Genomic DNA, 12,112 nt, shown 5'->3' on the forward strand with positions numbered 1-12,112 from the left:
TGATCAGCGCGATATCTCGCGGGGGCATCGTCGCCCCTGCCCTGCGCCCGGTGAGCACGGACCACATCCGTGACCGGGCGGCGGTCGCTGATCTTTGTGGGCGGGACGGGACGGCGATCGCGGCACACGCGGCACACGCACTCCGGACGCCGAGGACACCCCGGGAACGGACGTCGCCGAGAGCAGCGTCACAGTCTTCAGGGGCGCCGAAATTGGCCGATAACCCACCGCTCATCTCACCTTGCGGCATAGCGTCGGAGCAGACCGGACACCCCGCGTCTCGGCGTTACGTCGGAAGCGAAGAGACCGTACTTCCTTCAACGTCACGCAACGGCGCGCGACAGGAGCCAGAGGACAATGCAGACCAAGCTGGACGAAGCAAAGGCCGAGCTGCTCGAACGGGCCGCCCGGGTAGCTGAGAACAGCCCGGTCGGGGGGCACCTACCGACTGGGACGACGGGCGAGGGCACACCCGACCGGGACACCGTGCTCGCGTTCCTCCAGCGCTACTACCTGCACACCGCCCCGGAGGACCTCACCGACCGCGACCCGGTCGATGTCTTCGGAGCCGCCTTCTCGCACTACCGGCTGGCCGAGAACCGCCCGCAGGGCACGGCCAACGTGCGGGTCCACACCCCGACCGTCGAAGAGAACGGCTGGATGTGTAGCCACTCCGTCGTCGAGGTCGTCACCGACGACATGCCTTTCCTCGTCGACTCGGTCACCAATGAGCTTTCGCGGCAGGGGCGCGGCATTCATGTCGTGATCCACCCGCAGTTCGTCGTACGGCGTGATCTGACCGGCGAGCTCATCGAGGTGCTGCCCGGCCGGCCCGCCGCCGAGGAGCTTCCGCACGACACCCACGTCGAGTCCTGGATCCACGTCGAGATCGACCGTGAGACGGACCGCTCCGATCTGAAGCAGATCACCGCCGATCTGCTGCGCGTCCTGTCCGACGTCCGCGAGTCCGTCGAGGACTGGGAGAAGATGCGCGACTCCGCGCTGCGCATGGCGGAGGAGCTGCCCAAGGAGCCGACCGCGGACGACCTGCGCGACCAGGAGGTCGAGGAGGCCCGTGAGCTGCTGCGCTGGCTCGCGGACGACCACTTCACCTTCCTGGGGTACCGGGAGTACCAGCTGCGCGACGACGACTCGCTCGCCGCCGTGCCCGGCACCGGACTCGGCATCCTGCGCTCCGACCCGCACCACGCCGGCGAGGACAGCCACCCGGTCAGCCCGTCCTTCGAGCGGCTGCCCGCCGACGCCCGCGCCAAGGCCCGCGAGCACAAGCTGCTGGTGCTGACCAAGGCCAACAGCCGGGCGACCGTGCACCGGCCGTCCTACCTCGACTACGTCGGGGTCAAGAAGTTCGACGAGCACGGCAACGTCATCGGGGAGCGGCGTTTCCTCGGGCTCTTCTCGTCCGCCGCGTACACCGAGTCCGTGCGGCGCGTCCCCGTCGTACGCCGCAAGGTGGACGAAGTCCTCAGGGGCGCCGGGTTCTCGCCCAACAGCCACGACGGGCGCGACCTCCTCCAGATCCTGGAGACGTACCCGCGCGACGAGCTCTTCCAGACGCCCCCCGACGAGCTGCGCTCCATCGTCACCTCCGTGCTCTACCTCCAGGAGCGGCGCCGGCTGCGGCTCTACCTGCGCCAGGACGAGTACGGGCGTTACTACTCCGCCCTCGTCTACCTGCCGCGCGACCGCTACACCACCGGCGTACGCCTGCGGATCATCGACATCCTCAAGGAAGAGCTCAACGGCACCAGCGTCGACTTCACGGCCTGGAACACCGAGTCGATCCTGTCCCGGCTGCACTTCGTGGTCCGCGTCGAGCCGGGCACCGAGCTGCCGCAGCTGTCCGACGTCGACAAGGACCGCATCGAGGCGCGGCTCGTCGAGGCCGCCCGCTCCTGGGCCGACGGCTTCGCGGAGGCGCTGACCGCCGAGTGCGGCGAGGAGCGCGCCGCCGAACTGCTGCGCCGGTACGGCAACGCGTTCCCCGAGGGCTACAAGGCCGACCACAACCCGCGCGCCGCCGTCGCCGACCTGGTCCATCTGGAAGCGCTCACGCGCGACGCGAGCAAGGACTTCGCGCTCAGCCTGTACGAGCCGGTGGGCGCCGCGCCCGGCGAGCGCCGTTTCAAGATCTACCGCACCGGCGAGCAGGTCTCGCTCTCCGCCGTGCTGCCCGCCCTGAACCGCATGGGCGTCGAGGTCACCGACGAGCGGCCGTACGAGCTGCGCTGCTCGGACCGGACGACCGCCTGGATCTACGACTTCGGGCTGCGCCTGCCCAAGTCCATGAACGGCAACGGCGACTCCCTCGGTGATGACGGCCGTGAGCGGTTCCAGGAGGCCTTCGCCGCCACCTGGACCGGGCAGGCCGAGAACGACGGCTTCAACGCCCTCGTGCTGAGCGCCGCGCTGACCTGGCGCCAGGCGATGGTGCTGCGCGCGTACGCGAAGTACCTGCGTCAGGCCGGTTCCACGTTCAGCCAGGACTACATGGAGGACACCCTCCGCAACAACGTCCACACCACCCGGCTGCTCGTCTCGCTGTTCGAGGCGCGGATGTCGCCGGACCGCCAGCGCGCCGGCGTCGAGCTGACCGACGCCCTGATGGAGGAGCTGGACGCGGCGCTCGACCAGGTCGCGTCCCTGGACGAGGACCGGATCCTGCGATCCTTCCTCAACCTCATCAAGGCGACCCTGCGCACGAACTTCTTCCAGGAGGCGCTCGGCGCCAAGCCGCACGAGTACGTCTCCATGAAGTTCGACCCGCAGGCCATCCCGGAGCTTCCGGCGCCGCGCCCGGCGTACGAGATCTGGGTGTACTCGCCGCGTGTCGAGGGCGTGCACCTGCGGTTCGGCAAGGTCGCGCGAGGCGGTCTGCGCTGGTCCGACCGGCGTGAGGACTTCCGGACGGAGATCCTCGGCCTGGTGAAGGCGCAGATGGTGAAGAACACCGTCATCGTGCCCGTCGGAGCCAAGGGCGGCTTCGTCGCCAAGCAGCTGCCCGACCCGTCCGTGGACCGTGACGCCTGGCTGGCCGAGGGCATCCGCAGCTACCGGATGTTCATCTCCGCCCTGCTCGACATCACCGACAACATGGTCGGCGGGGAGGTCGTGCCCCCGGCGGACGTGGTCCGTCACGACGGGGACGACACCTACCTCGTCGTCGCCGCCGACAAGGGCACCGCGACCTTCTCGGACATCGCCAACGAGGTCGCGGAGAGCTACAACTTCTGGCTCGGCGACGCCTTCGCGTCCGGCGGCTCCGCCGGTTACGACCACAAGAAGATGGGCATCACCGCGCGCGGTGCCTGGGAGTCCGTGAAGCGGCACTTCCGGGAGCTGGGCGTCAACACCCAGACCCAGGACTTCACCGTGGTCGGCGTCGGCGACATGTCCGGTGACGTGTTCGGCAACGGCATGCTGCTCAGCGAGCACATCCGGCTCGTCGCGGCCTTCGACCACCGGCACATCTTCATCGACCCGCACCCGGACGCGGAGACCTCGTACGCCGAGCGCCGCCGCCTCTTCGAGCTGCCGCGCTCGTCGTGGGCCGACTACAACAGCGAGCTGATCTCGTCCGGCGGCGGTGTCTTCCCGCGTACCGCCAAGGCGATCCCGATCAACGCGCATGTCCGCGAGGCCCTCGGCATCGAGTCCGGCATCGTCAAGATGACCCCGGCCGACCTGATGAAGGCCATCCTCCAGGCGCAGGTCGACCTGCTGTGGAACGGCGGCATCGGTACGTATGTGAAGTCGCACGCCGAGTCGCACGCCGATGTCGGCGACAAGGCCAACGACGCGATCCGCGTGGACGGCGCCGATCTGCGCGTCCGGGTCGTCGGCGAGGGCGGCAACCTGGGTCTGACCCAGCTCGGCCGGATCGAGTTTGCCCAGCACGGCGGCAAGATCAACACGGACGCCATCGACAACAGCGCGGGCGTGGACACCTCCGACCACGAGGTGAACATCAAGATCCTGCTCAACGCGGTGGTGGCCAACGGCGATCTGACCGTCAAGCAGCGCAACAAGCAGCTCGCCGAGATGACCGACGAGGTCGGCGCCCTGGTGCTGCGCAACAACTACGCGCAGAACGTGGCGATCTCCAACGCCCTCGCCCAGTCCCCGAGCATGCTCCACGCCCAGCAGCGCTTCCTGCGCCATCTGGTGCGCGAGGGTCACCTCGACCGGGCCCTGGAGTTCCTGCCCACCGAGCGGCAGATCCGTGAGCGGCTCAACTCCGGGCAGGGTCTGACCGGTCCGGAGACGGCCGTCCTGCTGGCGTACACGAAGATCACGGTCTCCGACGAGCTGCTCGCCACCTCGCTGCCCGACGACGCGTATCTGCAGAGCCTGCTGTTCGCGTACTTCCCGACCGCGCTGCGCGAGAAGTTCCGCGAGCAGATCGAAGCGCACGCACTGAGCCGCGAGATCGTGACGACCGTCCTGGTCAACGACACGGTCAACACGGGCGGTACGAGCTTCCTGCACCGCCTCCGCGAGGAGACCGGTGCCTCGCTGGAGGAGATCGTCCGGGCGCAGACCGCGGCCCGCGCGATCTTCGAGTCGAGCAAGGTGTGGGACGCGGTGGAGGCGCTCGACAGCATCGTCGCCGCCGACGTCCAGACCCGGATCCGGCTGCACTCCCGCCGGCTCGTCGAGCGCGGCACGCGCTGGCTGCTCAACAACCGGCCGCAGCCGCTCCAGCTCGCCGAGACGATCACGTTCTTCAGTGACGGTGTCGAGCAGGTCTGGTCGGAGCTGCCCAAGCTGCTGCGCGGCGCGGACCTGGAGTGGTACCAGCAGATCTACGACGAGCTGTCGGGCGCCGGCGTCCCGGACGAGCTGGCCACCCGCGTGGCCGGGTTCTCCTCCGCCTTCCCGACGCTGGACATCGTCGCGGTGGCCGACCGCACGGGCAAGGACCCGATGGCCGTCGCCGAGGTCTACTACGACCTCGCCGACCGTCTCGGCATCACCCAGCTCATGGACCGCATCATCGAGCTCCCGCGCGCCGACCGCTGGCAGTCCATGGCCCGCGCGTCGATCCGCGAGGACCTGTACGCGGCCCACGCGGCGCTCACCGCCGACGTTCTGGCGGTGGGCAACGGCACCTCGACTCCCGAGCAGCGCTTCAAGGCCTGGGAGGAGAAGAACGCGGCGATCCTCGGCCGGGCCCGCACGACCCTGGAGGAGATCCAGGGCTCGGACTCGTTCGACCTGGCGAATCTCTCGGTGGCGATGCGGACCATGAGGACGCTGCTGAGGACGCATTCGTAGTTCGTACGTCTCGTATGTCTTGTACGTCTCGTACATCTCGTACGTCGATGGGGGCGCCCCCGGTCTTGATGGCCGGGGGCGCCCCCGTTTTCTTGTCGATCTCTGGGAGAAACCGAAGCTGGAATTTACCTATTACTGATAAAAGGGACAATTGTGACTGTGAATCTCTCCGAGGGGCGGGCCCGTGTGGGCCGCCAGGCCCCCGCGCCCCCTCAGACTCCCGCGCCCCGTCAGGCTCCCGCGTCGCCGACCGTCCCGCCCGTCACCCGTCCCGGAGTGCTCGCGCGGACCCGGCGGATCGCCCTCGAAGTGGCCAAGTTCGGGGTCGTCGGCGGCAGCGGAGTCGCGGTCAACTTTCTGGTCTTCAATCTTCTCCTGCATGGCCTGAAGTGGGCCCCGATGGCCGCCACGGTCATCGCCAGCTGTGTCGCCATGGCGACCAACTACCTCGGCTTCCGGTTCTTCGCGTACCGCGACCGGGCCTCGCGCACCCGGCGGCAGATCGCCCTGTTCTTCGTCTTCAGCGGCATCGGGGTCGTCATGGAGAGCGCGCTGTTCTACGTCGGCTACCACGGCCTGGGGATGAGCGGCCCGCTCGGCTCGAACCTGGCCAAGGCGGTGTCGATCGTGCTGGCCTCGGCCTTCCGGTTCCTGGTGTATCGAACGTGGGTGTTCGAGCAGGCGAAGCACGGCCGGTAACGAGCCGTCGCCGAGGGTTATGTCTAGTATTAGTAGGATGAATGTGGATCAGCGCCGCCCGCCCGCCGGATCCGAGGCCGTGCCCGCCGAATCCGAGTCGGTGCCGGACGTCTCCGTGGTCGTCATCGTCTACAACGACGCCGCCCGGCTGCCCACGGCCGTGCGCTCCGTCCTCGGCCAGACGCTGCGCAGCGTCGAGATCGTCATCGTCGACGACCGCAGCACGGACGGCTCGTACGAGGTGGCGCGGGGGCTGGCCGCCGAGCACCCCGACCGCGTGCGCGCCTTCCAGCTGCCGGAGAACAGCGGCGGCTGCGGCGCCCCCCGCAACCACGGCGTCCGCCAGGCCCGCGGCGACTACGTCCTCTTCCTCGACAGCGACGACGTACTGGAGCGCAACGCCTGCCGCAACATGCTGGAGGCCGCCGAGACCACCGGCGCCGACCTCGTCGCCGGCCTGTGCGTGCGGGTGCACGTGGACTCGCGCACGGGCAAGGAGGTCAAGTGGTACCCCTGGCTGTACGAGCGCACCCGCACCCTGGAGTCGGTCTCCGAGCTGCCGGATCTGCTGGTCTTCGACACCCTGTCCACGAACAAGTGCTACCGCAGGCGGTTCCTGCTGGACGCGGGCCTGGAGTTCCCGGTCGGGATCCACTACGAGGACCTGCTCTTCTCCGCGCAGGCGTACGTGGCCGCCCGCCGCATCACCCTCATCCCCAACCGGGTCTACGACTGGCGGGTCGTGGAGAAACCGGCGGAGGCGGCGGCCAGGTCCATCAGCAACCGGCGTGACGAGATCGCCAACTTCACGCACCGCATGGAGATCCACCGCCGGGTCGACCGACTCCTCGCCGACAACGGCCTGCTGGAGCTGAAGTTCGCCAAGGACGTCAAGTGGCTCAAGCACGACCTCGTGCTGCATCTGCGTGAACTGCCGTTCCGTGACGCGGCCTACCGGCAGGAGTTCGCGGAGATCGCCCGCGCGTACCTGGAGTCGATCGACCGCGCCGCCTTCGACGAGGCCGAGCCCATCCACGCCATCTGCGCCTATCTCCTCCAGGTGGGCGACTGGGACAACCTGCTCCCCGCCGTGGACACGCTCACCAACCGCGACAAGATCTCCTCGCCGCTCGTCGAGCGCGACGGGCGCGTGTACTGGTGCGCCGAGCACCTGGACGACCCCTTCGGCCGGCATGTCCTGGACGTCACCGAACTCGGCCACCACGCCAAGCCGGTCGAGAAGATGTTCCTGCGCAACGAGCTGACCTCCTACGAGGAGTCCCACGGAGAGGTGCGGCTGACCGGGCGGATCACCAACCCGCTCGGGGTTGTCCCGCCCGGCGCCCGGCTCGCCGGGGAGCTGGAGTTCTACGCCCGCCGTCCGGGCGTGCGCTTCCAGACGTTCCGCTTCCCGGTGGCGAGCGTGCGGCACGAGGGCCGGGCCATCACCTGGGAGACCCCGGTCGACCTCGCGGCCGTCAGACCGCTGGGCATCGTGGACGCCGTGTGGGACGTACGACTCCACCTCGACGTCGACGACGTACGCACCACGACCCGGCTCACGGCCGCCGCACTCGACCTGGCCGCCGGCCCGTCGCCCGTGCGGCCCCGGCTCACCCGTCTGGTGGCCGACCGCATCGAGCCGATGGTCTCCTCGCGCGGACACCTCTCCTTCCGGCTCGTCCCGGACAAGAAGGCGAACGACGTCGTCCGGCGGGGTGTGCACGGCCGGGCCGGCACGCTCGCCAAGTCCGGCTACCGTAGGGCCAGGGCGCTGCGCAAGGAGCTCACCTCCGCCGACACCAAACTCCGGCTGTACCACGAGGTGTTCAGCCGGCTGCCGGTCAGGAAGGGCCTCGTCGTCTTCGAGAGCCACCTGGGCCGGCAGTACAGCGACAGCCCCAGGGCGATCTACGAGGAGATGCGCCGCCAGGGCCTGGAGTTCGAGGCGGTGTGGGCGTACGCGGGCGGTCCGGAGGGCTTCCCGTCCGACGCCACCCTCGTACGCCGCTGGTCGGTGCCGTATCTCAAGGCGCTCGCGCAGGCCGAGTTCTGGGTCGACAACCAGAGCTACCCGCTGAAGCTCACCAAGCGGCCGCAGACGACGTATCTCCAGACCTGGCACGGCTCCGCGCTCAAGCGGATGGGCTTCGACGAACCCGAGTGGAAGGTCAAGTCCCGTGCGGAGCAGGCCGAGCAGCAGCGCACCCTCGACCGCTTCGACCGGTTCCTGATCCGCTCCGAGCACGATGTGCGCACCCTCGCACGGGCGTTCCGGCTCCAGGAGCGGACGCTGCTGCGGGTGGGCTACCCGCGCAACGACGCGCTCGTCCGGGCCAGGGAGCGGGAAGAGAACACCGGGCGTCGTGAACGCGGGCCCCTCGCCGCCGAGTTGGGCATCCCCGAGGACAGACAGATCCTGCTGTACGCCCCGACCTTCCGGCAACGCGGCGGCGCGGGACAGCGGCGGTTCGAGCTGCCCTTCGACGTGGAGCGCTTCGCCGACACCTTCGGCGACCGCTACGTCCTCCTCGTCCGCTCCCACTACCTCAACCACGTCGTCCTGCCGCCCTCCGTGCGCGGCCGCGTCATCGACGTGACGGCGCACCACGACATGACCCCGCTGCTCGCGCTCGCCGACGGCCTGATCACCGACTACTCCTCGGTGATGTTCGACTACGCCCTCCTCGACCGGCCGATGTTCTTCTTCGCCTACGACTACGAGGAGTACGTGCACGAGGGTCGCGGGACCTACTTCGACCTGTTGGAGAGGGCGCCCGGTCCCGTCGTACGCACCGAGGACGAACTGCACACGTCCCTCGGCTCGTTGGAGGAGCAGGTGACCAAGTACGCGGCCCGGCGGGAGCAGTTCACCGCAGAGTTCGGCGAGTACGACAAGGGCACCGCGGCCCGGAGCATCGTCGACCAGTTCTTCGCGCAGTGGAGGCGTGGATGACCGAGTATCCGCAGCGGGACATCTTCTTCGTCTCCAACAGTGTCGACGAGCTCGGCGGGGTCACCAGCTGGTCCCACCAGATGGCCCGCCTCTTCACCGAGAACGGCCACCGCGTCCACGTCGTCGGCATCACCGAGCCCGCCGTCGTCCAGGAGCTGGGCGAACTCCCGTACCCCACCACGACGTTGTACGACGTCCACCCGCCCCAGGTGGGCTCCGCGCGCGGCCTCAAGGGGCGGCTCGACGTCACCGAGCGGAAGCTGCGCGCCGAACGCGCGGCGGGCATGCGGGAACAGGCGGCCAAGCTGACCGCGCTGTTCCGCTCCGCGCGCCCCGGTGCCGTCGTGATCGTCACGCAGGTGTGGGCCATGGAGTGGGTGGAGCTCGCCGACACCACCGGCCTGACCGTCATCGGCATGAGCCACGAGTCCTTCGTGTACTGCAAGAAGACCTCGCGCTTCCGGCGGGTGCGGAAGCACTACAAGGACGTCGACCGGATGCTGGCGCTCACCCGCGAGGACGCCGACCTGTGGATCGGGCAGGGCATGAACAACGCGTCCTTCATGCCGAACCCCATCCCGTTCATGCCCGGCGTGCCCTCGCCGCGCACCGAGAACGTCGTGGTCAGCGTCGGCCGGCTGCACGACCAGAAGGGCATCGACATGCTCCTCGACACCTGGGCCGAGGTCGCGCCGCGCCACCCCGACTGGCGGCTGCGCATCTACGGCTCGGGCGAGGACGAGGACGAGGAGATCCTGAAGAAGCAGTGCACCGCCCTCGGCCTCGACGACTCCGTCGACTGGATGGGCAGCACGAGCGACGTCCCGTCCGCACTGCGCGGCGGCTCCGTCTTCGTCCTCTCCTCCCGCGGCGAGGGCTTCCCCCTCGCCCTCATGGAAGCCATGGCCACCGGCGTCCCCTGCGCCGCCTTCGACTGCGCCCCCGGCGTCCACGAGATCATCCACGACGGCGAGGACGGCCTCCTCGCCACCCTCGGCAACACCGGCGAACTCGCCCGCCGCCTCGACACGTTGATGTCCGACAGAACCCTGCGGGACACGATGGGCGACGCGGCGCGCACGAACATCCAGCGCTATGCGACGGACGAGATCGTGCGGAGGTGGGAGGAGTTGTTCGCGTTCCTGGAGAGGTAGGAGATTTCCAGGGGCTCCGGGGCGTGAGGTCTCCGCCCCACTGTGGCGCGCCCCAAAGGGGCGCGGGGAACTGCGCGCTCAGCCACACACAACCCGCAGCCGACAACGCGCAGCTCCCCGCACCCCCTACGTCGCTCGCCCGCCTACTTCCCCGTGAACTTCTCGTACTCCTTCAGCACATCCTCCGTAGCCCCGTCCATGCGGAGCTCCCCCCGCTCAAGCCACAACACCCGATCACACGTATCCCGGATCGACTTGTTGTTGTGGCTCACGAGGAACACCGTCCCCGCACTCTTCCGCAACTCCCGAATCCGAGCCTCAGAGCGCTTCTGGAAGGAGCGATCCCCCGTCGCGAGGGCCTCGTCGATCATCAGCACGTCGTGGTCCTTGGCCGCCGCGATGGAGAACCGGAGCCGCGCCGCCATCCCGGAGGAATACGTCCGCATGGGCAGCGTGATGAAGTCGCCCTTCTCGTTGATGCCGGAGAAGTCGACGATCTCCTGGTAACGCTCCCTCACCTGCTCGCGCGACATGCCCATGGCCAGTCCGCCGAGGTAGACGTTCCGCTCGCCGGTGAGGTCGTTCATCAGGGCCGCGTTGACGCCGAGGAGCGAGGGCTGGCCGTCGGTGTAGATCTTGCCGTTCTCCACGGGGAGGAGGCCCGCGACCGCCTTGAGCAGGGTGGACTTGCCCGAGCCGTTGGTGCCGATCAGACCGATGGCCTCGCCCCGGTACGCCGTGAAGGAGACGCTCTTGACGGCGTGCACCTTGCGCACCCCGGCCGCCTTCTCGGTCTGCTTGCGGCGCAGGATGCGGTTGAGGGCGGCGGTGGCGCTGCCCCGCCCGGCGCCCGTGCCGTTGACGCGGTAGACGATGTCGACGCGGTCGGCGACGACGGTGGGGACACGCGCCTCGGGGGCGTTCGCGGAGGCGCCCGCCGGGGCGTCCTCGTACGTCTTGGTCATGATGTCAGCCACGTCCGTACGTCTCCTCGGCCTTCCAGAAGTAGATGAAGCCGCCGACCCCGGCGACCAGCGCCCAGCCGATCGCCAGCGCCCACACGTGGTGCGGCAGCTGGTGGGCGTGGAAGCTGTCGATGAGGGCGAAGCGCATCAGGTCGATGTAGACGGCGGCCGGGTTGCCTTCCAGCGCGACCATCGCCCAGTGCGGCATGTGGCTGTGCTTGAGCGTCGCGGCGATGCTCCACATGACACCGGAGACGTACATCCAGGTGCGGAGCACGAACGGCATGAGCTGCGCGATGTCCGGCGTCTTGGCGCCCATCCGCGCCATGACCATCGCCACGCCCGCGTTGAAGACGAACTGCAGCACGAGCACGGGCACGGCGAGCAGCCACGACGCGCTCACCGGAACGCCGAAGCAGAGCAGGATGACGACCAGCGCGGCCATCGAGAACAGCAGCTGCTGGAGCTGCTGGATGGCGTACGACACCGGCAGCGCGGCCCGCGGGAAGTGCAGGGCGCGGACCAGGCCGAGGCTGCCGGAGATCGCCCGGGTGCCCGCCATGATCGAGCTCTGGGTGAAGGTCCAGATGAAGACGCCGGTGACCAGGAACGGGACGAAGTCCGGCACGCCGTGCTTGGTGCCGAGCAGCACACCGAAGATGAAGTAGTAGACCGCCGCGTTCAGCAGCGGGGTCATCACCTGCCACACCTGGCCGAGCTTCGCCTGGCTGTACTGGGCGGTGAGCTTGGCGGTGGCGAAGGCGGTGATGAAGTGGCGCCGCGCCCACAGCTCGCGGACGTACGCGGGCAGGGTCGGACGGGCGCCGCTGACGGTGAGGCCGTACCGGGCGGCGAGCGCCGCGGCGTCGTCGGTGGGGGAGCCCGGTGTCGCTGTCGGGGGCGGTGTGTGGAGGACCTGGCTCACATCCGCTGCTTTCGCTCGGGGGGTGGGGTGCGCGGGGTCCGTCCTTGACGTTTCTTACGTCGTCCTTGCCGTCTTCTTACGTCGGAACGGGACCGTATCGTCGCAACGGGAGCGT

At 69.0% G+C, this 12,112-nt stretch carries 6 protein-coding genes; 4 read left to right on the plus strand and 2 right to left on the minus strand.

Annotated elements, in window-relative coordinates:
- Positions 1-357 precede the first annotated feature (357 nt).
- The 4 genes from OIC96_RS29205 to OIC96_RS29220 all read left to right on the plus strand — a co-directional run bounded on the left by OIC96_RS29205 (position 358) and on the right by OIC96_RS29220 (position 10,107).
- A complete protein-coding gene (locus OIC96_RS29205) occupies positions 358-5,298 on the plus strand; it encodes an NAD-glutamate dehydrogenase (RefSeq protein ID WP_330305000.1) in 4,941 nt (1,646 codons plus the stop codon).
- Positions 5,299-5,457: 159 nt separating this feature from the next.
- The gene (locus OIC96_RS29210; protein ID WP_330304999.1) at positions 5,458-5,997 is read left to right on the plus strand and encodes a GtrA family protein; all 540 of its coding nucleotides are present in this window, start codon (positions 5,458-5,460) and stop codon (positions 5,995-5,997) included.
- A gap of 37 nt (positions 5,998-6,034) precedes the next feature.
- Positions 6,035-8,953, plus strand: a complete 2,919-nt coding sequence (locus OIC96_RS29215; RefSeq protein ID WP_330304998.1) for a bifunctional glycosyltransferase/CDP-glycerol:glycerophosphate glycerophosphotransferase — start codon at positions 6,035-6,037, stop codon at positions 8,951-8,953.
- Positions 8,950-10,107 carry a glycosyltransferase gene (locus OIC96_RS29220; RefSeq protein WP_330304997.1) on the plus strand — a complete coding sequence of 386 codons (1,158 nt, stop codon included), beginning with the start codon at positions 8,950-8,952 and terminating at the stop codon, positions 10,105-10,107. Before OIC96_RS29215 ends, OIC96_RS29220 begins: the two co-directional genes overlap by 4 nt.
- Positions 10,108-10,250: 143 nt before the next feature.
- Here OIC96_RS29220 and OIC96_RS29225 read toward each other — a convergent pair whose 3' ends face one another.
- Both OIC96_RS29225 and OIC96_RS29230 read right to left on the minus strand, forming a co-directional pair.
- The gene (locus OIC96_RS29225) at positions 10,251-11,072 is read right to left on the minus strand and encodes an ABC transporter ATP-binding protein (RefSeq protein WP_330310132.1); all 822 of its coding nucleotides are present in this window, start codon (positions 11,070-11,072) and stop codon (positions 10,251-10,253) included.
- Positions 11,073-11,076: 4 nt separating this feature from the next.
- Positions 11,077-11,997, minus strand: a complete 921-nt coding sequence (locus OIC96_RS29230; RefSeq protein ID WP_330304996.1) for an ABC transporter permease — start codon at positions 11,995-11,997, stop codon at positions 11,077-11,079.
- Positions 11,998-12,112: the final 115 nt, after the last annotated feature.

The sequence above is a fragment of the Streptomyces sp. NBC_00775 genome, assembly GCF_036347135.1.
Lineage (GTDB): Bacteria > Actinomycetota > Actinomycetes > Streptomycetales > Streptomycetaceae > Streptomyces > Streptomyces lutosisoli.